This window comes from Sedimenticola thiotaurini (genome assembly GCF_001007875.1).
In the GTDB taxonomy this organism is placed as follows: Bacteria; Pseudomonadota; Gammaproteobacteria; order Chromatiales; family Chromatiaceae; genus Sedimenticola; species Sedimenticola thiotaurini.
The window spans coordinates 322,112-344,103 of record NZ_CP011412.1 but is presented as its reverse complement, the minus strand read 5'-3'; the positions used below and the strand labels follow the sequence as shown (position 1 = coordinate 344,103).

At 57.6% G+C, this 21,992-nt stretch carries 20 protein-coding genes; 11 read left to right on the top strand and 9 right to left on the bottom strand.

Going from position 1 to position 21,992, the window contains the following annotated elements:
• Window positions 1-3 precede the first annotated feature (3 nt).
• Complete coding sequence (locus AAY24_RS19065; RefSeq protein WP_199930451.1) at window positions 4-483, bottom strand: hypothetical protein; 480 nt, start codon at window positions 481-483, stop codon at window positions 4-6.
• Between AAY24_RS19065 and AAY24_RS01480 the strand changes: the two genes are divergently transcribed.
• Window positions 458-1,639 (top strand): efflux RND transporter periplasmic adaptor subunit, encoded by a 1,182-nt coding sequence (locus AAY24_RS01480; RefSeq protein WP_046858171.1) that lies wholly within the window; start codon window positions 458-460, stop codon window positions 1,637-1,639. The two genes, AAY24_RS19065 and AAY24_RS01480, sit on opposite strands and share 26 nt — an antisense overlap.
• A complete protein-coding gene (locus AAY24_RS01475; RefSeq protein WP_046858170.1) occupies window positions 1,636-4,737 on the top strand; it encodes an efflux RND transporter permease subunit in 3,102 nt (1,033 codons plus the stop codon). Before AAY24_RS01480 ends, AAY24_RS01475 begins: the two co-directional genes overlap by 4 nt.
• Before the next feature lie 6 nt (window positions 4,738-4,743).
• Here the strand turns inward: AAY24_RS01475 and AAY24_RS01470 are convergent, their stop codons facing one another.
• Both AAY24_RS01470 and AAY24_RS01465 read right to left on the bottom strand, forming a co-directional pair.
• Window positions 4,744-5,004: a DUF5062 family protein gene (locus tag AAY24_RS01470; RefSeq protein ID WP_046858169.1), complete on the bottom strand. Its 261-nt coding sequence runs from the start codon at window positions 5,002-5,004 to the stop codon at window positions 4,744-4,746.
• A 71-nt stretch (window positions 5,005-5,075) separates the two neighbouring features.
• Window positions 5,076-5,675, bottom strand: a complete 600-nt coding sequence (locus tag AAY24_RS01465; protein ID WP_046858168.1) for a TMEM165/GDT1 family protein — start codon at window positions 5,673-5,675, stop codon at window positions 5,076-5,078.
• A 355-nt stretch (window positions 5,676-6,030) separates the two neighbouring features.
• Here AAY24_RS01465 and pdhA point away from each other — a divergent pair, with 355 nt between their 5' ends.
• The 3 genes from pdhA to AAY24_RS01450 all read left to right on the top strand — a co-directional run bounded on the left by pdhA (window position 6,031) and on the right by AAY24_RS01450 (window position 9,326).
• A complete protein-coding gene (pdhA, locus tag AAY24_RS01460; protein WP_046858167.1) occupies window positions 6,031-7,107 on the top strand; it encodes a pyruvate dehydrogenase (acetyl-transferring) E1 component subunit alpha in 1,077 nt (358 codons plus the stop codon).
• Window positions 7,100-8,080 (top strand): alpha-ketoacid dehydrogenase subunit beta, encoded by a 981-nt coding sequence (locus AAY24_RS01455; RefSeq protein WP_046858166.1) that lies wholly within the window; start codon window positions 7,100-7,102, stop codon window positions 8,078-8,080. Before pdhA ends, AAY24_RS01455 begins: the two co-directional genes overlap by 8 nt.
• A 115-nt stretch (window positions 8,081-8,195) precedes the next feature.
• Entirely contained in the window at window positions 8,196-9,326 is a 1,131-nt protein-coding gene (locus AAY24_RS01450) for a dihydrolipoamide acetyltransferase family protein (protein WP_046858165.1), read from the top strand.
• 42 nt (window positions 9,327-9,368) lie between these two features.
• On the opposite strand, the gene AAY24_RS01445 is transcribed toward AAY24_RS01450, so the two are convergent.
• Both AAY24_RS01445 and AAY24_RS01440 read right to left on the bottom strand, forming a co-directional pair.
• Complete coding sequence (locus AAY24_RS01445) at window positions 9,369-10,073, bottom strand: transglutaminase domain-containing protein (RefSeq protein ID WP_052760989.1); 705 nt, start codon at window positions 10,071-10,073, stop codon at window positions 9,369-9,371.
• 153 nt (window positions 10,074-10,226) lie between these two features.
• Entirely contained in the window at window positions 10,227-10,892 is a 666-nt protein-coding gene (locus AAY24_RS01440; RefSeq protein ID WP_046858164.1) for a HEAT repeat domain-containing protein, read from the bottom strand.
• Window positions 10,893-11,384: 492 nt separating this feature from the next.
• Here AAY24_RS01440 and AAY24_RS01435 point away from each other — a divergent pair, with 492 nt between their 5' ends.
• The 3 genes from AAY24_RS01435 to modA all read left to right on the top strand — a co-directional run bounded on the left by AAY24_RS01435 (window position 11,385) and on the right by modA (window position 14,500).
• Complete coding sequence (locus tag AAY24_RS01435; RefSeq protein ID WP_052760988.1) at window positions 11,385-12,485, top strand: peptidoglycan-binding domain-containing protein; 1,101 nt, start codon at window positions 11,385-11,387, stop codon at window positions 12,483-12,485.
• Between the two features lie 407 nt (window positions 12,486-12,892).
• Window positions 12,893-13,696: a TOBE domain-containing protein gene (locus tag AAY24_RS01430; RefSeq protein WP_052760987.1), complete on the top strand. Its 804-nt coding sequence runs from the start codon at window positions 12,893-12,895 to the stop codon at window positions 13,694-13,696.
• Window positions 13,697-13,753: 57 nt separating this feature from the next.
• Window positions 13,754-14,500, top strand: a complete 747-nt coding sequence (gene modA, locus AAY24_RS01425; protein WP_046858163.1) for a molybdate ABC transporter substrate-binding protein — start codon at window positions 13,754-13,756, stop codon at window positions 14,498-14,500.
• 163 nt (window positions 14,501-14,663) lie between these two features.
• On the opposite strand, the gene trpD is transcribed toward modA, so the two are convergent.
• From trpD to AAY24_RS01410, 3 genes are all read right to left on the bottom strand, one after another.
• Window positions 14,664-15,701, bottom strand: a complete 1,038-nt coding sequence (gene trpD, locus AAY24_RS01420) for an anthranilate phosphoribosyltransferase (RefSeq protein WP_046858162.1) — start codon at window positions 15,699-15,701, stop codon at window positions 14,664-14,666.
• An 18-nt stretch (window positions 15,702-15,719) separates the two neighbouring features.
• Window positions 15,720-16,964 (bottom strand): heme oxygenase-like domain-containing protein, encoded by a 1,245-nt coding sequence (locus AAY24_RS01415; RefSeq protein WP_199930450.1) that lies wholly within the window; start codon window positions 16,962-16,964, stop codon window positions 15,720-15,722.
• Window positions 16,965-17,060: 96 nt separating this feature from the next.
• On the bottom strand, window positions 17,061-17,969 hold the full coding sequence (locus tag AAY24_RS01410) for a LysR family transcriptional regulator (RefSeq protein WP_046858160.1): 909 nt from the start codon (window positions 17,967-17,969) through the stop codon (window positions 17,061-17,063).
• Window positions 17,970-17,976: 7 nt separating this feature from the next.
• Here AAY24_RS01410 and AAY24_RS01405 point away from each other — a divergent pair, with 7 nt between their 5' ends.
• A complete protein-coding gene (locus AAY24_RS01405) occupies window positions 17,977-18,363 on the top strand; it encodes a DUF2218 domain-containing protein (RefSeq protein ID WP_082116976.1) in 387 nt (128 codons plus the stop codon).
• Window positions 18,360-19,688 (top strand): ferredoxin reductase family protein, encoded by a 1,329-nt coding sequence (locus tag AAY24_RS01400; protein WP_046858158.1) that lies wholly within the window; start codon window positions 18,360-18,362, stop codon window positions 19,686-19,688. Before AAY24_RS01405 ends, AAY24_RS01400 begins: the two co-directional genes overlap by 4 nt.
• Before the next feature lie 154 nt (window positions 19,689-19,842).
• On the opposite strand, the gene AAY24_RS01395 is transcribed toward AAY24_RS01400, so the two are convergent.
• Window positions 19,843-20,319 carry a hypothetical protein gene (locus AAY24_RS01395; RefSeq protein ID WP_046858157.1) on the bottom strand — a complete coding sequence of 159 codons (477 nt, stop codon included), beginning with the start codon at window positions 20,317-20,319 and terminating at the stop codon, window positions 19,843-19,845.
• A 528-nt stretch (window positions 20,320-20,847) separates the two neighbouring features.
• Here AAY24_RS01395 and AAY24_RS01390 point away from each other — a divergent pair.
• On the top strand, window positions 20,848-21,924 hold the full coding sequence (locus tag AAY24_RS01390; protein WP_046858156.1) for a hypothetical protein: 1,077 nt from the start codon (window positions 20,848-20,850) through the stop codon (window positions 21,922-21,924).
• Window positions 21,925-21,992 lie beyond the last annotated feature (68 nt).

Sequence of the window (21,992 nt, the reverse complement as noted above, 5' to 3'; positions counted from 1 at the left end):
ACCTCAACGGGATCCAACCGGGCCTTTACAGATATTTTTACCATCGATTGACTCTATATTAATTACACCAGGGATGAAGCTTACCCCTTCGGCCATCTGTTGTTTCTTCGAAAACTCCGGCGATAGCCGCATTGCCCGCCCTGTATTACAGCTATAAGTTATTGAAATAACAGGTATCGCATAGTCCGCTTCCGCACCTTTGGGCGGCACGGTGGTTACAAGGATAGTTGAAACAATCCCGGATTTCGCGCAATTATCCCTACCGAGGAAAAAATCATCAGCCGACATTCCTGCTTTGCTGCATCTATCGGGAGCCGGGATTATTATTAACCGAAGCCCATATAACGAATAATATTCTTTGTTCAGCAAAGATTTAACGGACATGCAGGCATTTTCCGATACACTCTGCGCAGAGCGACCGTTTCCCAATCCACCAAATTGCTGATAAGACTTCCAGATGCGACGAACAACCGGGCTATTCATACTGACACTGCTGATCGTGCTTGCCCTCTTCGGATGGCTACTTTCCCAACGTTTGATAGAACAGCACCAGACCGGCGACTCCTCGGTCAAGCAAACCCAGCCGATTCCGGTCGAGGTCGCAGCGGTTGAGCGGGGTCACATCGAACGGCAGCGAACCTTTTCCGGCACCCTCCAGGCCCAGGCGGAGATCGTCGTAGCCCCAAAGGTGAGCGGCCGAATCCTGCAACTCATGGCGGACCTGGCTGATCCCATCAACCAGGGGCAGGTGGTAGCACGGCTGGATAATGACGAATATGTACAGGATGTGCGGCAGGCGGAAGCCGAACTGGCAGTGGCCCGGGCCAATTTGGCCGAGGCCCAGAGCCAGCTGAAGATCGCCGAACGGGAGCTGGAACGGATAGAAAAACTGCGCCAGCGGGGGGTCAGCTCAGAATCCCAGCGGGATGCCGCCAAGGCCGATCAGCTGACCAAACAGGCCCATGTCCAGGTCACCCGTGCACAACTGACCCGGGCCGAGGCGGCACTGGAAAGTGCCCGCATTCGACTGGGCTACACCACAGTCACCGCCGACTGGCGAGGTGACAACGACCAACGGATTGTCGCAGAGCGCTATGTGGACGAGGGTGAAACTGTCAGCGCCAACGCCCCACTACTGCGCATTGTGGAGCTGGATCCGATCACCGTCGTATTCTTCATCACTGAACGGGATTATGCTCTGTTGCAGCAGGGGCTGCCCGCCAGCCTGACCACCGACGCCTATCCGGGTGAGTCCTTCAGCGGCACAATTGAGCGCATCGCCCCGGTGTTTCGTGAAAGCACCCGGCAGGCCCGGGTTGAAGTGCAGGTGGACAACCCCCTGCTGAAACTCAAACCGGGTATGTTCGTACGGGTCACTGTGACCCTGGAAAAGATGGACAATGCCACCATCGTCCCGGAGCAGGCCCTGGTCACCCGGGATGGCAACAGCGGTGTGTTCCTGGTCTCCGACGATGGCACCAGGGTCAGCTGGCAACCGGTCACCGTCGGTATCCGGCAGGACGACCGGGTGCAGGTCAATGGACAGCCGCTCACGGGAGAAGTGGTAATCCTGGGCCAGCAGCTGCTGGATGACGGCTCCCTTATCCGGGTGGCGGGAAAACAGACGAGGACACTATGAATCTGGCCCGCGCAAGTGTCCGGAGACCGGTATTTGCCAGCATGCTGGCGCTGATCGTGGTGGTGCTGGGCAGCGTGGCCCTGAGCCGGCTGCAGATCGATCTGCTGCCCAGTATCGAACTGCCCACCCTCACTGTTCGCACCCAGTACGAAGGGGCGGACCCCATTGTCATGGAGCGCCTGGTCACCCAGATCGTCGAGGAGATCATCGCCACCGTGCCGGGCGTGGAGGAGATGACCTCCATCTCCTACGAGGGCAACAGCCGGGTTCGGGTCAGCTTCGGCTGGGGCAGCAATATTGATACCGCCGCGGTCGATGTCCAGGCCACCCTGGAAGATGAAGTCAGTGAACTGCCGGACGACGTTGTGGGTCCCCGGGTGAGCAAATTCGACGTGGACAGCTACCCGGTGGTGATCCTGGGCATCTCCAGCAAGCTGGACCCGGTGGAGCTGACCCAGATTATCGAGCAGCAGATCCGTTACCGTTTTGCCCGGGTGCCCGGCGTGGCCCAGGTGGATCCCTGGGGCGGTTTCAACCGGGAAGTGCGGATCGAACTGGACCCGGTCAAGCTCAACGCCCTGGGCCTGCCACTGAATGACATGCTGTCCGCCATCCGGGACGCCAACCTGGATCTGCCGGCCGGCAAGCTGGAGCAGGGTCGCTACCAGATCACCCTGCGCGCCCCGGCCGAGTTCACCAACCTGGACCAGATTCGCAATACTGTGGTGGGTCAGCGGGATGGTGCGGTGATCACCGTGGGACAGATCGCAACCGTCCGGGACACTTATGAAAAGCCGACCCGCATCATCCGGGTCAATGGAGAACGGGGCGTACGCATCGCCATCCGTAAGCAGTCCGGTGCCAATACCGTGGAGGTGGCGCGCCGGGTGCTGGACGAGGTGGCTGCAGTCAACCAGGCGTTCCCACAGATCCACATCACTCCGGTAATCAATCAGGGTAATTTCATCGAGCGCGCCATCACCAACGTTGCCCGTTCGGTGCTCTATGGTGGCTCACTGGCGGTACTGGTGCTGCTGTTTTTCCTACGCAACCTGCGCAGCACCCTGGTGATCTCCCTGGCCATACCGATCTCCATGCTGGCTACCTTCGGCCTGCTCTACTTCGGTGGCTTCACTTTGAACCTGATGACCCTGGGCGGGCTGGCCCTGGGCGTAGGCATGATGGTGGACAGCTCGGTGGTGGTGCTGGAAAACATCTTCCGACACCAGCAGGAGACCGGACAATCCCCCGCTGACGCCGCCGTCCGGGGTACCAACGAAGTGGCCTCGGCGGTGGTTGCCGGCACCATCACCACGCTGGTGATCTTCCTGCCACTGATCTTCGTGCGGGGCGTCTCGGGAGCCCTGTTCAAGGAGCTCGCCTACGTCATCATGTTCTCCCTGTTCTGCGCCCTGCTGGTCTCACTCAGCCTGGTACCGATGCTCGGCTCCCGCCTGCTCAAGGCCCATCCGGTGACCGGCGGCGATGGTTGGCGGGCGCGCCTGGCGGCCCGCGCCGGGGCCAGCTTCGAAGCCATGGAGAACGGCTATCGCAATCTACTCGCAGCGGTACTCCGGCAGCGATTAATTACCATTCTCTCCGCCCTGGCCATTTTTGTCGCCAGCCTGTTCCTGGCGCCTCTGATCGGCACCGAGTACATGCCGCCCAGCGATGAAGGCGAAGTCAGGATCAGCGGTGAGATGGAGGTGGGTACCCGTCTCGACCTGATCGATCGGCAGACCCGCCTGATGGAACAGATCGTCTACAACGCGGTGCCGGAGAGTGTCTCATCGGTGGTCAGTGTGGTGACATCCGGATCCCGGGGCAGCTCCAAGGCGATCGGGGAAATCAGGCTCTCCCTGCTGCCCGCCACCCAGCGGGAGCGCTCCAACCTGGAGATTGCGGCGGATCTGCGCAAGCGGCTGGAGAACCAGATACCCGGCATGAAAATCCGGGTCCGGGCCCCCCAGGGACAGTTCCTGCTGGAGCGGCTGTTAGCCAGCGTGGAAGGGGTAACGGTGGAGGTCAGGGGTTATGACATGGATACCCTGGCCCTGCTGGCGCAGCAGGTTTCCAGCTCCCTGGTCGATGTGCCCGGCGTGACAGACATCGAGCTGAGTCGCGACGCAGGCATCCCCCAGCAGGAGATCCACGTCAAACGGGACAAGATCAGCGACCTGGGACTCAGCGTGCGGGACGTGACCGAGGTGATCGAAACCGCCGTGGCAGGTTCCAAGGCCGGTGAATACCGGGTGGAGGGAAACGCCTACCGCATCCTGGTACAACTGGAGGATGCGGAAAAACGCTCCCTGGATGAGATTCTCGACCTCACCCTGCGCACGCCGGATGGCGAACTGGTGGCACTGCGCAACCTGGTGGAGAGCAGTGCCGGCGAGGGTCCGGCCACGATTGAACGCAAGGACCAGCAACGCCTGATTACCGTCACTGCCAACGTGGCCGACCGGGATCTCGGCTCAGTGGCCGCAGATATCCAGGAGCGGCTCAATCAGATTCCCCGTCCGGTCGGTTATGATCTGCTTATATCGGGTAACTTTGAAGAGCAGCAGAAGGCCTTTGATGAACTGCTGGTCTCCCTGCTGCTGGCCCTGCTGCTGGTATACATGGTACTGGCTTCCCAGTACGAATCTCTGGGTGATCCGCTGGTGGTGATGCTGTCCGTACCACTGGCCGCAATCGGGGTACTGGTGACCCTGTTTCTGAGCGATACCACCCTGAACCTGCAGTCCGCCATCGGCTGTATCATGCTGGGCGGTATCGTGGTCAACAACGCCATCCTGCTGGTGGATCAGGCCGGGCGGCTGCGCCGTTCCGGACTGGCGACCGACATCGCCCTGGCCGAGGCGGGACGCCGCCGTTTGCGTCCGGTGCTGATGACCACCCTGACCACCATCCTGGCGCTGCTGCCCCTGGCGTTGGGTATCGGCGAAGGTGCCGATGCCCAGGCTCCACTGGCCCGGGCCGTAATCGGCGGACTGAGCGTCTCCACCCTGATTACACTGGTGCTGATCCCGGCGGTCTATTCACTGTTTCATCGTGATCCATCGACAGCGGAGCAAAGCGCTGTAACCCCGGATTAAACCGGCTTACTGATTGAGCGGATGATCCGCCGGCAACAGCTTGGAGATCCAGATGGCCAGCTTATGCCGCATCTCCTGATAGCCTGACTGATCCTTGGCCAACGGCTGGATCTGCTTGTCGTGTACCAGCAGGCGGTAAAGGAACTCCACCTTCAACTGCTGGGAATCGCTCTTCTCAAACTCTGCGGCGCCCCGTTTTTCCGCATAGATCATCCCCACCCGGATGGCCTCCTTGAGCAGTTCTTTCTCATTTTTCAGTTTTTTCATAGGCAAATCCTTTTCGCTTCATCTGGATTCGACGTGCGGTCTCTATAAAGCAGCATGGCGGGCCGCATTAGTCAAACCGTGGCCGTCGATAACATCGCCGCCCGCCAGGCCGCCAGCACGCCAAACAGGATAAAAATCACCCCGCTGGCCCGGTGCAGCCAATGCAGCGGCAGTCGTTGCAACAGGGTCCGGCCGGCCCAAACTCCCAGCCCCGATACCAGCAGCAGCGCCAGGGTAGCGCCGATCCAGACCGGCAACGGCAGCAGATTCCCAGCCAGGCCGGCCACCGCGATCTGGGTCTTGTCACCGAACTCGGCCACCAGTATCAGCAGCAGCGTGGTGAGAAAGATGCCATGTCCCGGGCTCTCCTCGACCGCTTCGGACTGCACTTCCTCAGCGGCCAACAGGGCATGAATCCCAAATCCACTGAACAGCAGCGCCACCAAACCGGCCATCACCTGCTCCGGCACCCAGACCGCCACGCCGGCACCAAACAGTACAGCCAACAGATTAAGCAGGGCAAAAGCGGCCGCCGCCCCCAGAATGACTGGCCAGTGTCGGTGCCGCGTTGCCAGCGACAGGCAGACCAACTGGCTCTTGTCGCCCACCTCGGCCAGGGCGATCAGGGTGAAGCTGGAGAGTGAAACAGTGAGCGATTCCGGGAAAGCCATCAGATAGAGCGTTAAACCGATTAATAGTGGGCCTGTCAGCCATGGAACGGAGCGCCATTCTATCCCATTCCGGCCCGCCGCACTGCACCAAATCGCCCCGTTTCCATGGCGACCCTGAACTTCACCGTGCGCAGGATGTACTAAACTGGAGAGTAACCAACTTTGCTGTGAGAAACGGTTTTCAGGCGTCATCACCTTAACGCCACCCGCGTGCTTCAGACACGCGCCGGCGTCCCATAACAGCCATACAGCCTGAAACATTGACCAAACGATCCGTTGTCAAAACAGCACCTTGCTGCCCACTTCAGATCGTCACTTGAGCACCGCTTAAGTGCTGCATTACAGGAGGTCAGGTTTGAATCAATCACGCGCTTTTCAGATCGAATACCACCAGTTTCTGGATCCCGATGGGGTGCCGGTCGGTGATCTACCGCCCCTGGCGGAAGAGACCGAGGCGCTCCAGGCGCTCTACCGGAACATGGTGTTTACCCGCCTCTATGATGAGCGGGCCATCGCCCTCCAGCGCACCGGCCAACTGGGCACTTTCGCCTCCTCCCTCGGGCAGGAGGCGATCGGGGCCGGGGTCGGACACGCCATGCGTCCCGAAGACATCATCCTGCCCAGTTTCCGGGAAAACGGCGCCCTGCTGTTCCGCCACTTCCGGGTGCGGGATCTGCTGCTCTACTGGGGTGGTGATGAACGGGGCATGGCCAATCCCAAACTGGGTGACGACTTTCCCATCTGCGTGCCCATCGCCACCCACACCACCCAGGCCACCGGCGTAGCCTTCGCCATCAAGTACCGCAAACAGCCCCGGGTAGTGGTCTGCCTGCTGGGGGATGGGGGTACCTCCAAGGGGGATTTCTACGAGGCGATCAACCTGGCCGGCGCCTGGAATCTGCCCCTGGTCTTTGTGATCAACAACAACCAGTGGGCCATCTCCGTACCGCGGAATCTGCAAAGCCGCGCGGAGACCCTGGCCCAGAAGGCGATTGCGGCAGGCATACCCGGTGTGCAGCTCGATGGCAATGACCCGATCGCGGTGCGCCATTACGTCGCCGAGGCGATTGAAAAGGCCCGGGACGGCGGCGGTCCGACCCTGATCGAGGCGATCAGCTATCGTCTCTGCCACCACACCACCGCCGACGACGCCACTCGCTATCGCAGCGAGGAGGAGCTGGAAGCGCATCGCAGGCTGGATCCGGTGCCGCGCCTGAGGCGCTTCATGGAGCGTCGCCAGATCTGGTCGGAGGAGCAGGAGACCCGGTTGATCCAGGCTTGCCAGGCGGAGATTGAACAGGAGGTACGCCACTACCTGGACACGCCTCCGCAAAAGCCGGAGAGCATGTTCGATTCACTCTACGCAGAACTGCCCCGGGAACTGCAGGCGCAACGCCAGTCTCTGCTGGGCAAGGAGGTGAACCATGACTGAAATCACCCTGGTGGAAGCGGTCAACCTGGCCCTGATGCATGAGATGGAGCGGGATCCGGCGATGGTGATCCTGGGCCAGGATATCGGCGTCAATGGCGGTGTCTTTCGCGCCACCGTGGGGCTGCTGGAAAAATTCGGCAGTGAGCGGGTCCTGGACACTCCCCTGGCGGAGAACATGATCGCCGGTACGGCGGTCGGCATGGCCACCCAGGGTCTGCATCCGGTGGCGGAGATCCAGTTCATGGGCTTCATCCCCCCGACCATCGATCAGTTGATCAGCCACGCCTCACGCATGCGCAACCGCACCCGGGGCCGTCTCAGTTGCCCCATGGTGCTGCGGGCGCCCTACGGCGGCGGCATCCACGCTCCAGAACACCACTCCGAAAGCACCGAGGCGATGTTTGCCCATATTCCGGGTATCCGGGTAGTGATCCCCTCCTCCCCCACCCGCGCCTACGGCCTGCTGCTGGCAGCCATCCGGGATCCCGACCCGGTGGTGTTCCTGGAACCGAAGCGGGTCTACCGGCTGATGAAACAGGCGGTTGAGGATAACGGCGAGGCGCTGCCGCTGGATACCTGTTTCGTGCTGCGTCCGGGCAGCGACATCACCCTGGTCAGCTGGGGGGCCATGCTGCATGAGACCCAGCAGGCTGCCGAGCAGTTGGCCGGTGAGGGTATCGAGGCGGAAGTGATCGACCTGGCCACCATCAAGCCGATCGACATGGAGACCATTCTGGAATCGGTAGGCCGCACCGGTCGCTGCGTTATCGTGCAGGAGGCCGCCCGCACCTGCAGTGTCAGCGCCGAGATCGCCGCCCGCCTGGCGGAAGAGGGATTGATGTCCCTGTTCGCGCCGATTCGCCGGGTTACCGGCTTTGACACCGTGATGCCGATGTTCCGCCTGGAGGGACACTACATGCCCGGCACAGAGCGCATCATCGACGCCGTCAGACAGACCATGGAGTATGCATGAACAATCATCAAGCAATTCGATTTTCACTAAATGTCGTCCGTCGGGGTGCGGCACACGACTGCATGGATGCAGGAGGTAGAGCAACGCAGGGAGCGGTTGCCGAGGGAGGTGCCGCATGAAACTCTTCAATCTACCCGATCTGGGTGAAGGACTGCAGGAGGCGGAGATCGTCACATGGCAGGTGAAACCGGGAGACAGCGTCCAGCAGGGCCAGTTGCTGCTGTCGGTGGAGACCGCCAAAGCGATTGTGGAGATCCCCTCGCCGGAGGCCGGCATCATCGCCAAGTGCTATGGGGAAGATGGCGACATCGTCCAGGTGGGGGACCCACTGGTGGAGTTTCGGATCGAGAGCGGGACGGCAACAGCGCCGCCACCCCAACCAAAGCGGGAAGATCCCGGCGCCGTAGTCGGTGAAGTCAAGAGTGGCGCCGAGGTGATCCGGGAGCGGCCCAGCGAAATCAGCAATCGGGCCGGCGGCGGTATCAAGGCAACCCCGGCGGTGCGCGCCCTGGCCAAACAGCTGGATGTGGATCTCTCCATCGTCACCCCGACCGGCCCCAAGGATACGGTCACCGCTGCCGACATACAGCGGGTGGCGAAGATCCTCGCCGAGGTCGGCCCCATGGAGCTGCTGCGGGGTGTGCGCCGTTCCATGGCCCGCAGCATGGCCCAGGCCCATGCGGAGGTGGTTCCGGTCACCCTGTTCGACGTGGTGGACATCCAGCACTGGAAAACGGGTGAAGATGTCACCGTGCGCCTGATCCGGGCCATCCTGGCGGCCTGTGAAGCAGAGCCGGCGCTGAACGCCTGGTACGACGCCCACGCCATCGGCCGGCGTCTGTTGAAGAAGGTACACCTGGGTATCGCCACCGACACCCCGGATGGGCTTTTTGTACCGGTGATTTCGGATGTCGGGCAGTATTCCGCCGGCCAGCTGCGGGAACAGCTGGACCAGATCAAGCAGGCAGTAAAGGAGCGCAGCATCGCGCCGGACCGGTTGCGGGGTAACACCTTCACCCTCTCCAACTTCGGCACCATCGCCGGACGGCACGCCAATCCGGTGGTGGTACCGCCCACCGTGGCCATCCTCGGCGCCGGACACAGCTACGATGCCGTGGTGGCGGTGAATGGTGAACCGCACGTACACCGGGTGCTGCCCCTGTCACTCACTTTCGATCACCGGGCGGTGACCGGGGGTGAAGCAGGACGTTTCCTCGGGGTTCTGATGCAGTCCCTGTCTGAATGAAGAGAGAGTAGCGGGACGGTCGACGGCTGGCAGAGAGACCGGTCAGGCCGTCCCGTTTTCGGCCCGCCCCCGGTGTCCGAACAGTTCGTCGTCCAGGTCATTCCGATGATGCAGCCAGCGTGGATGGTTGCTCTCGAAATCTGCCAGGATGCGTTCATAGGGTACATCTTCAAACACACCCCGCTGACGCTCATAGGCCATGTGACGATTCCCGGACTGGTCGAACGGCTGCAGCAGGGAGTCATGGCGCCCGTCAAACTCAAGCACATGGACACCGAAACGTTCGCACAACGCCCGGTTAAACGCCGGCGTTGCCTTCACCCAGCGCCCTTCCAGATAGAGATCGGTATAGCTGTGCCAGTGATAACGATTGCCACCGATCAGCTCATCCAGCCGCTTTGACGCTAGGTGATTACGCACGTCCGCATAGCCGACCCGGGCCGGAACACCGATCGCTCGGGCACAGGCCGCTAGCAGTGCTGCCTTGGGAATACAGAAACCGCGCCCTGCGGCCAGGCAGTCACTGGCGCGAAAATAGCGTGGATCGGGACCCACCAGGTAGGGGTCATAGAGTATCTCGTCCCGCACCGCCAGATAGAGGCGGATGGCGCTATCGATTGCCCTATTCCCCGGGACTTTATAACGCTGCACAAAATCGAGCACCCGCGGATGATCCGAGTCGATAAATCGTCCCGGTTGCAGATACTGCTGCGGACGTTGACAGGTTTCAGACGTAGCATTAGACATACGGGTGCTCCTCACGGCACATCGTACGGGTTGAAGTTTCCATCGGATTGGAAAACTTTCAACAGATAATCCGGCAATAGGATAACGGCCACCAGTATACCGGCCGGCGGGGAAGCATCTAATCAGATGCCCCGATCCCGTACAATGGGCCATTCACTTCAGCAGGGACTCCAGGCTCTCTTCAGCCACTTCCCGCACGTCGGCATTTTCATCCTGCAGCAGCGGCAGAATAAATGCCCGCGCCTCACTGCCATGACTCAGGGCCAGGTAGTGGCAGGCATCACCCCGAACCCGGGGATCGGCGTGCCGGGTCAACTGGCCCAGTTGCGGTATGTACGATTTCAACAACGGCTTCCCTTCGTACTCCTCCATGATCACGCCGATACCGAGGCGCACATGCAGTTTCTCATCGGCAAAGTCCAGCAGCTCAATCACCCGCGCCATGGCAGCGGGATCTTTCGCAATCATCGACAGAATCCGCTCCACTTCACCTTCGGCCAACATGGTTTCGATATAGTCCCGGATACCCCGGTTGGTGGTGGAGGTCTGGGCCCACTCCCGCAACTCCGCCAGACTGCGCTCTCCGGTCAGCTCGAACGGGCCGATACGAACCCATGGAACCGAACGCACATCCAGTTCATCCGCGGTCTCTGGGCGCTGTTCCAGATTGATAACTTCGAGCCTGGAGAGTACGCCCTGCTTCACCAGATCCGCCAGGCTTTGCAAAACCGACGAACAGTGTACGCAGTGGGTACTGAGCAGCATCAGGGCTTCAGGTGCCCGACTGTCATTTTTTTCGTTACTCTTACCGTTGTTCATGCTGATTGGACTTTCACCCGGATGGCCAGGAGCAGTTTCATGCCGAGATACCATTTATGGTCATTGGCCGTATCATAACAAAGTTAAGTTCCCGTTAACCCGCACAATTCAGTGGTGATTAGGCGGTCTGCTGCACGGCTATCCATCCTGCCGGTCTGGCCGTTTATCAGAAAATGGCTAAGCTGACGCAGATGTTCCGGTCAGCCGTGTGAAAAACGTTGCGATTACAGATGTAAAACCGCAGCTAATCCACTGTTTATGAACTGTCAAACGATGTTCACAGGGCACAATAACCGGTCCATCGGATAGCGCATAACCGTCTGCTACAACCCGTTATTCGTATCCCATTCGGGGATTACATCCTGCTGTTCACAATTATTGACAAACCAACTCACCGGTCACGCGTAGACTGCCTGCAGGGATTGGTGCTGTTGATGGTCTTTAACAATACCAGTGACTTTATGACATACCACCGGATAGGGAGTTAAAGACATGAACAGAACCAGAATTTTTTTAGCATTAGGTGCGGCAACCATCGGTTTGACCTTGGGCGGCTGTGCAACCACAAACAACAACCGGGTGACAGAGCTGGAGTCTGAGTTGAATCAAAGTCAGGCCCAATTGATGCAGGCCCAGAAAGAGAAGGCCGATATGGAGATGGCCATGGAAGAGATCACCGCCGAGCACATGACCAAACAGCCGGCCATGGCCAGTGCGGATAGCGGCAGTCTGCTGCCACCGGACGCGGTAGCTGGACACTGTTACGCCCGGGTATTGACACCAGCCACCTATCAATCGGTACAGAAAAAAGTGCTCGTCAATGAGCCCACAGAGCGGGTTGAAGTTATCCCGGCCCGATATGAGTGGACCGAACAGCGTGTACTGGTCAAAGAGGAGTCGGTAGAGGCCAAGCTGATTCCGGCCCGTCACGAATGGAAAACCGAAGAAGTTCTGGTCAGGGAAGCGTCTGAAGAGTTGGTGGAAATTCCTGCCACTTACAAGACCGTCTCAGAACAGGTCATGATCAAGCCGGCCTACACCACCTGGAAAAAGGGTCGTGGTCCGATTGAGCGCATTGACAACAGCACCGGCGAGATCATGTGTCTGGTGGATGTGCCCGCCCAGTACAAAACCGTCTCCCGTCAGGTTGAGGTGACTCCGGCCCGGACTTCCAAACGGGTCATTCCTGCCCAATACAACACCGTTAAACGACTGGTGATGGTGGAGGAGCCGCGGATGGCAACCGTCACCGTTCCAGCCGAGTACAAGGTGGTAAAGGTTAAAAAACTGGCGTCCCAGGCAGCGGAGAAGCGTTATGCCATTCCGGCCGTCTACTCAACCATTACCGAGCAGAGCAAGGTATCGGACAGCCGCATGGAGTGGCGCTCAATTCTTTGTGAAACCAACACTACCCCGGGCGTGGTAAAACGGATTCAGGCGGCACTGAAACAGAAGGGTTACAAGCCCGGTCAGATCGATGGTGTTATTGGCCACGAGACCCTTTCCGCATTAAAAATGTATCAGCGCGACAGCCGGCTTGCGGAAGGTCAGCTGACCATCAAGACCATGGAGTCGCTCGGTGTGTCGTTATAACGGCCAGACTGTCGACCTGATCTGAAGGTTACAGTGTTGCAAACCCAGCAGGGTGGACACAGATTCTGTGTCCACCCTTTTTATGTTCTGAACACGCAAACCCTTAGCACTGCCGATTCCATCCAATCTCCGTTCTCCCGACGTCTGTCGATCAACCATACAACCCGCTCCATCTGCCCTGCCACTCCAGGTCCCCACTCCCTGTAGGATTTGCGACCAGCCCGTTATGCGTTTTTGTTGCATGTCGCACAAGCGATCGTAGCAACAGACCAATCCCGCCATTCAAATCAATAAGTTACCGGTCTGGTACGGAGTTTGCTCCTGACATTCCAACAGCAGCAGACAAGTGAGGAGACCGTTATGCAGACCGTTTTCATATCGATCAGACCTTTCACCGGAGCAGGACCATGAGCAACACACTATCGCACGTGGATGGCCGTCTCTGGATGAGTGGCAACAACGGTGTGGACCTGACAGCGGAACGGGTAGAGCTACTGGAAGCGATTGATGAACGGGGCTCCATATCTGCCGCCGCCAAGGCCCTCGGCATCAGTTACCGGAGTGCCTGGGACGCTGTTAACCGTATCAATAACCTGGTCGATCCACCCCTACTGATTCGTCGACCCGGCGGCTCCCAGGGTGGAGAGACCCTGCTCACCGAGCAGGGCAAAAACATGATCGAGGCCTTCCGCCGTATGGAAGCGGAGTACCGGCGGGTACTGGCGGGCATGAGCCGGGAGATGGCAGACCTGGATCAACTGCAGCAACTGATGAGGAGACTTGCCATGCGTACCAGCGCACGAAATCAACTACGGGGAACTGTTATCGAGACCCGGACCGGCCCGGTGAATGCCGAAGTCACTCTGGCCATCAACCGCGACGCCCGTCTGACCGCAACCATCACCCGGGAAAGCCTGGTGGAGATGGGACTGACCGAAGGGCGTGATGCCTATGCCCTGTTCAAGGCCAGTTCAGTCATCGTGGCACCGGCCAATGAGTGCCTGCGCAGCAGTGCCCGCAATCGACTCTGTGGCCTTGTCTCCCGCGTTCATACCGGCCAGATCGGCAGCGAGGTGGTGATTGAAATGGAAGGCGACAAACATATCGCCGCCATTGTCACCAAGGAGAGCGAGCAGGCGCTGGGATTGCGCAAGGGAATGGCTCTTTGCGCCCTGATCAAGGCGAGCCATGTCATTCTCGGCGTTGATTGATTCCCCGTGGCAAAAATCCCTTTTTATGACAAACCTTAATCGCAATGGAGTAGTCAGATGTATGTAAAAAAATTGTCCCGTACCCTGGGTGTGCTGAGCCTGATTCTGGGCAGCACGGTGGCACTGGCGGATAGTGTCCATGTGGCCGTGGCGGCCAACTTCACCGCGGCCATGAAAGAGATTGCCGCCGATTTTGAAAAATCCAGCGGACATCATGCGGTGTTGAGCTTCGGCTCCACCGGCAAGCTCTATACCCAGATTGTCCACGGCGGCGCCCCCTTCGAGGTGTTCCTTGCCGCCGACCAGCGACGACCCGAGTTGATGGAGCAGGCGGGCCAGGCCAGTGGGCGCTTCACCTATGCGGTCGGCAAGTTGGTCCTGTGGAGCAGTGATGCCAACCGGGCGGTTGATGAGCACTCCCTGAGCGAGGATGATTTCCAGAAGCTGGCCATCGCCAATCCCAAAACCGCACCCTATGGTGCCGCTTCAGTGGAGGTGATGCGCAACCTGGGCCTGTACCAACAACTGGCGCCGAAGCTGGTGCTCGGTGACAGCATCTCCCAGACCCATCAGTTTGTCGCCACCGGCAATGCTCAGCTTGGATTTGTCGCATTAGCGCAGATCGCCCTGGATGGTTCAGGAAGCCGCTGGCCGATACCCGACAATCTGTATACCCCCATTCGTCAGGATGCGGTACTGCTGAACCGGGGCAAGGATAACCCGGCCGCTCCGGCACTGATCGACTACCTGAAGAGCGACGCCGCCCGGGCCGTCATCCAGCGCTACGGCTACGGTTCGGAGTAGTTTGCGCCGGCAGGACAGTCCCGTCACAACGGGACAGCAACAGAAAGGCCGGTTGTCCTCCCGGACAGCCGGCCTGTTTTATCCCGTTACGGTCTGCAACTGGTTCGACTGACGCTGGACAGCGTGGGCAGAAGCAGCTGGCATTTCAGCAACCGCAGACCTCTCACCCACGCAGTTCGCGCAACTTCTCCATGGCCGCACCACTGGACAACAGATCCCGCGCCAGCGCGATACCCGCTTCAATAGTGTTACTCTTTCCACCCAGTTGAATACGTACCCCGGCGTTGTAAATCAGGGCGTCCAGGGGCTCTTCCGCGGTCCCGCCAAGCATTGCTTCGATCAACACGGCCGACTCGACCGGTGCCAGGCAGGGGTGGTGTTTCTTCTCCTGCAACCCGAAGTCACCCGGCGCCAGGGTGTACTTTTCAATCCGCCCCTCGCAATACTCCACTACCGGCGTGGGCGCCAGCGGCAGTTCATCACTGCCATCCACACCCTGCACCACCAGCACCCGTTGCTGACCCCGTTCACCCGCCGCCGTGGCAAAGCGTTCCAGGAATGATTCATGGGCTGCGCCGATCAGGGTGCGCTGGGCGCCGGCAGGATTCAGCATCACCTCACAGGCGTGCAGAAAGGATCGATAGAACAGCACCTGGCGGTACGGCTTGAGCCGCTCAACGCCATGCAGATAGCGGCTGGCATGGAGATGACCGAACCCCTTCCGCTCAATATCCCGGGCCACCTGCTCCGGCTCCCGGGCTGCGGCAATCCCCAGCGCCTCCAGCAGGCGGGCACTGGTCACACCATCCTTGGGTGGCAGGCCGGTGTTGGAATGCAACACTACCGGTACCCCGGCGGCAGCGGCCACAATAGCTGCCGGCACACTCAGATTGAGCGCTTTCTTGCGACCATCGTAAGGCCCATTACAGTTAACCAGGCCCTCGACCCCGGGAGCAATCAGGGTAGCCGCCTCCTCCATGGCATCGAGAAAACCTTTCATCTCCTCCACCTTGGTACCTTTGAATCGCATGGCGGTGAGGAAGGCGCCGATCTGGGCCGGATGGGCCTCGTTGGAGAAGATAAAACGGAGTGCTTCCCGGGCCTGCTCCCGGGTCATATCCCTGGCCCCGTGGCGCCCCTTGGCGGTCAGTATGAGACGCTTGCGGAAGCGCTCGCCCGCATCACTGGAAAATTTCTGCATGGTAAAAAACTCTATGAATCAGGAAAAAACAAACGGCAGGCTTTCGCTGCGTCGGTACGCTTCTCCACCGATGACACGATCGGAGGCCACCTCTCTGCGCGCCTGGATAAGCGCATCGGCAATACGCCGGTCTTTCAAGTGGTATTCCGGGGCCAGGCCGATGGCGTTAATATCGGGACAATCCTCTTCGAACACATGGCGATAAACATCGCTCATCATGTTGTAACGACTGGACATCAACGTGTTGGTGGCCTGCTTGATCTGCACCAGGGCATCGTTTTCATGGTTGAAGAAGCTGGTGATCAACATGACTGAAATGGCATGCAGTACGTCGTACTGCACATGGGCGATAAAGACAATCAACTGCTGCTGGGTGAGCGGAACACTGTTTTTCCATCCCCAGCGGATCATGCCGCCCAGCAACAGGCTGAAGAATTCCGGCACACCCCACTCCATGCCGAGACCAACAGAAGCCAGGGACTCAACCAGGGTAAAGGAGGGGTGATCCGACAGCAGCCGTTGGGTGAGTACGTTATCCGCCACACCGGGCAACATCGCCACGTCCTGCTCCTCAAACGGAACCCCCAGACCTTCGAACAGATTCCGGTACATCACGATGTGGGTGGTCGAAGTGAGCAGCCCATGCAGGTCCGGGTAGTCCTCCACCGCATGGGTCCCTACCCCGTATTCATCCGCCAGCAGCTGTGCCAGGACAATCTGGGCCAGTTCGGATACCCGTTCGTTGATGCTGCCATAAGGAAGCGGCATCAGACCGGAAAAACGGCCCAGAGCAAGGGCCACACACTGACGGGTATTTTTCACCTGGTTGAAATAGTGCTTGGCAAACCGGGTCAACTGGGGTTGGTCAAAATCACCTGCGAATATCCGTAGGAAAAAGGGATGCCGCCAGACCGGGTGATCCATCACATGGTTGTGCAGGGTTATAAACAGCTCTTTCAATGCACCGGATTGAAACAGGGCCAGTTCATTGAAGCGGTTATCGGCATCCTTCTCAGCAATCTCCCGCAACTCGTTGAGCAGGCGATTGAGCGGGTTTTGCGGATCCTCCAACCGATCAATAATCTCCAGAAAATCTTTCTGCTGACTTTTCTTGAACGCCTCCAGTACCGTTTCTGCTGGCATGGAGAGGAGATCCGGTAAGGGGTGTACACCGGGATTGAGAATGGCTGAGCCATCTTCCAGTTCGACAAGCAAATCGGAGAAGGGACGACCTTTACGAGGGGGGCTGGGGACTTCATTCATACTGCTACCCATTGATTGATTAATGCTGAAAAACAGTTGGGCGTATTGTGACCTCGGGAGCAAACAAACTCAATAAACCTGAGCATTTCTCGGGATTTAATCCACAACCTGTATCGCTTCCGTGATGCACTTGATGCGTTGCCGCAGCCACTGGTGGGCCGGGTCGGTATGGTCCCGTTTATGCCATGCCAGATACATAACGTATTTTCTGGTCTTGAACGGCAGTGGTGCAGTGGCAAACCCCAGCAGGTTGATTCTGGCCATCAGACTCAGTTGGGTAGTGATCAGATCGGTGCCCTTGAGAAATCTGGATACCGCTGTAAATCCGGGTACCGACACGCTGGGCTTTTTCAGATCCAGTGCCGCCACATCGGACAGATGATGATAGGCCGACTCGTTGTCGGCAAAAGAGACTTCGATGTAATCCGCCTCAAGATACTCTTTCAAGGTGCCCGGGGGCTGTCGGACTTTGCTGTCGTAATAGCAGACCAATCGATCCTCAAACAGCCGTGTCTGGAAAATGTCCGGCCCTTCCGGGGGAAAAGGCGTGACCAACAGCTGACAGCGTCCCTGACGCAGCAGGTCGGTGGTAGGGATACCGGATGGGATAAAGTGAAACCGGCCATCCACCCCCTCGCGCCGCAGATCCTTCAGCAAGCGAGGAAAGATCAGGTCCCGCTGAAAATCGTTGGCGGCGACGGTCCACTCCTGGGAGCCGATCAGGGGATCAAACAGCCGCTGATCAGTTAACTCTTTCAACTCATCCAACACAGACCGGATGGGCTCCCGTAGCGCAATCGCCCTCTCCGTGGGAACGATATTACGACCGGAACGCACAAACAGGGGATCACCCAGTGCAATGCGCAGTTTATCCAACTGGTGACTGACGGCGGACTGGGTCACGCCCAGGCGATCAGCCGCCCGGGAGACAGAGATCTCTTCCAGGACCACCAGGAATGTCCGCAAACTCCGCCCATCCAGCGATAAATAATCGATTTCTTTCATAGATATTATGAATATACCACTGTTTATTCGAATACTTGAAGCCGTAATACTCCCCAACAGCGAAATCAACAGACCAGGAATACCGACACTTTTAAAGCCTGCAATGATGACAGTAACCCACATAGCTACCGGAACCGGTGACATCTACCTGAAAAAGCTGTGCCACTATTTTGCCCGCCAGGTACCGGCCACCTATTCCGGGACAAAGGCCCGTATCGAATTTCCCTTTGCCCCCTGCTACATCGATATTGACCAACGACAGATGAAAATAAGTATTGAAACGGACAACCAGGATGCGCTGACAGAAGCTGAAAACAGGCTGACAGAACAACTTGCCCGGCTCACACAACAGGACGCATCAACCATTCGTTGGGTTAGGAGTGAACCATTGTGAAACCCATAAAGTCGATCTACATTACCCTGCTGCTGGGACTCACCCTGCTGTGGCTGATAGCAGATCCCTTGTTGTCAGCGGACTATCAGTTTTTTGCCCTGCGAAAATCCTTCATCAACTACACCGGCATTATCGCCATGGGTGCGATGAGTGTCGGTATGATGCTGGCAATCCGTCCGGTCAGTATTGAATCCTTCACCGGTGGCCTGGACAAAACCTACCGGTTACACAAATGGCTGGGAATCACCGGACTGGTTTTCGCCATCATCCACTACCTGTGGAAATATGTTCCCAAGTGGATGGTTGGTTGGGGCCTGCTGGAGAAACCGGCCCGCGGCCCTCGCCCGGTACAGAGTTCGGAGATCCTGAACTTCTTCCAACACCAGCACGGCCTGGCGGAAACCATTGGTGAATGGGCCTTCTACGTTGCCGTGCTCCTGATAGCACTGGCCCTGATCAAACGGTTTCCATACCGCTACTTCTTCAAAACCCATCGTTTCCTGGCCATCGCTTACCTGTTCCTGGTGTTCCACGCCGTCGTATTGATGAAATTCAGCTACTGGGGCGAGATCATCGGTCCATTGATGCTCCTCCTGATGATCGGCGGGACTATCGGCGCATTTATCTCCCTGTTCCGAAAAGTCGGTTTCAAACGCCGGGCGCTGGGTGTCATCGAAGAGCTCCACCGGCACAAGGACAACCGGGTACTGAAGGTTCTCATCAGGCTGAAGGATCGCTGGTCCGGACATGATGCGGGGCAGTTTGCCTTCGTCACTTTTGACCAGCAGGAGGGTCCGCACCCCTTCACCATATCATCCGCCTGGCAGGACGATGGGCGCCTCTGTTTTCACATCAAGGGGATTGGGGACTACACCAACACCCTCCCGGACAAATTGAAAAGCGGTGATCTGGTCACCGTGGAAGGCCCCTACGGACGTTTCAATTTCAGCAGCGACAAACCCCGTCAGATTTGGGTGGCAGGCGGTATCGGCATTACCCCGTTCATCGCCCGAATCCAGGCACTGATGAACAAAACGGATGGAAAAATAATCGATCTCTTCTACAGTACCGATGCACCGGATGAGGAGTTCATCGACAAGCTACGAGACAGTGCAAAAGCCGCCAATGTAAACCTGCACCTGCTGATTCCCGCTAAAGATGGCTTCCTGACTGCAGAACGGATACACCAGGCGGTTCCGAACTGGCAGGACGCAGACATCTGGTTCTGTGGGCCAAAGGGGTTTGGTGAATCCCTGTTCCAGGACTTCACCCAGGCCGGCCTACCCACCAGGGGATTCCACCAGGAGCTGTTTGAAATGCGTTAATTTGCAGGTCAAGGGGCTGGAGTCACTCCCCCCAAGGGTCCTTACCAAACCCTAAATCGAACCATGACTCTGGCCCCGACTCTGCAAATACAACCGGACTTCCGCACCGGTTGGTTGGGGAGCAAAAACCAACATCCATAACGATGGACCCACCCTACCGTTTCCAGGCATCCGTACCCCATGACAAGGCGAGTTCATCCCGGCACGCATGGGCGAGCTTAAGGGCCAACGGTTTTAGAACAGCCTGACTGCTGTCAGCATCCAGCGCCTGCCGAAAGGCGATCATTGCACCCGCCACACTCCCCCGCTCAACCAGTCCCAACTCCCCCCAGTAGAGCTCCCGAAACCGCTTGCTGGCTTGCCGGACCTCCTCCGCATCTGGCGATGTGGCGATTGTGGCGGTCACCCGGGTGGCCTCCGTATAGAGTTCGAGTTGCTTGTCCAGGTACGGCCGGGTCGCCTCGATGCGCCGGGTCTCTGCCATACGCTGCGCCTCGGCCGCCTCCCTTTCGGCAGTTTTGTTCGCCGTGTCGCGGTAGGTATAGATGCCCCAGAAGAACACCCCGACCGCCAGCAGGGGGCTGATCATCTTCAGCAACAGCTCGAGCCGGTTTTGAGTAGTCTCAACCATGTGGAAATCGATAAATCAACCTGTAATGTCTGATAGACTAGCAGACAATGGAAAGAACCCCCGGTAATTGACTCTTCAAACGTAGCGCCTGCCCCCAGACTGGTTTAACCCTTCGTATCATTTTTTTACACACTTTTAACCTCGATAAGCCGGCCCCGCATTTATTCTTTGTATACCGATCAATCAGTAACAAAAATATCTCCCCCGTACGAGGGAGACGAATAATTTTACGGATGAATGACAGGACAATTTGTTACCGATTGATTTTAAAGTAATAAAAATAGTGGCATATGAATTGCTGTTTTTAATGGCGTGATACCGAGCAGTTAAAGAAGATTTCGTCTGACGGAGATAACTATTTTTCCAGTTTAACCTGTATCGCCAGAAATATTGCTCTTCGTCCTATTTGAACAGCTCCAGCTGTTACTTCACCTGGTCGTTAGGTGACACGCGGATATTTACAGATTCAAGCCTATCCAATATATCGCGTCCAATATATCGCGCAGATTTTCCAGTGGGGTTAGTGCCATGAAACACACTTGTCTGACCATGTTGCTGATGATTACCACAATAGACGCGCACGCCAGCACGACAAATACCAGCTGGATTCCGCAGGTCCAGAATTACTTCATGGATGTAATCCTGGACTCTGTTTCCCAAGAGGCCGAAAACATCTCTGTACATCCGGGATCGTGGCCCATTACCGAACTGGAGAGCATCGACATTTACCAGGAGGCTCTCGCTGCCAATACGGCGCAAGACCCGGTGGAAATCCACGACGTACAATTTGAGCTTTCCGGCGCATGGGTCAGATGCCTCGGCATCATCGTTAGAAAAACCGGGGATATTGACAGGTTCAACAATAACAACATCATCGCATTGGCCCGCATGGTTAAACTGGGTAATTGCCGGGAGGTTACTACCCGTAGAACGTTGCCAGTAAACCTTTCAAAGTATGTCATTTTCCCAAGTGTGCTGCCCTTTGGGTCAAAGTCCGGCTACAACCGTTACAGGTCAATTAAAAGCATAGACACAAACAGGAAGCTATTGGCCTGCACATCCAGTGAATCGAGCCCCATGACCCAGGGTCCGCTCCATGCAGTGGCTATATATCAGACGGACAATAACTATATCGTCGGCTGGGAGAGCGCCACATCGTCCCCTGACCCGGAACAACCGGACTATCCGGTAAAAATCAATAACTATTATGACCCGTCATCCATTGATGAAGTGAAGGATAACATCCACTACTTCCAGCCCCTCAACGGTCGGGGGCAGATTGTATTCAGTAACAATGATTGCACGACAAAAACAGACGCTACAGAAGAACTACTTTATCTGGATTGCTATATCGGCGAGAGAGATCCCATTCATCCGAAGATCAACCAAATCAGCACCAACGTCATTATGAAAAAAGTGATCGACTCCCGCTTTCTTGATCGCGGGACAGATCGACCTGCTCATCTCTACGACTATGTAGCCACAGAAATCACCATTACTTTCCATGCTAATACGATGCGGGGAAAAAGAAGATTTTCGACCGGGTTTGAATTTAAAAACAACAATCCAGATAGTTCAGTGAAACTGTCAGAATGTATCTTTTAACTAATGGCAAATAGTTTCGTTAGAATTATAATTTGATCAAGATTTGTTAGGCATACCGCCCGTAACTA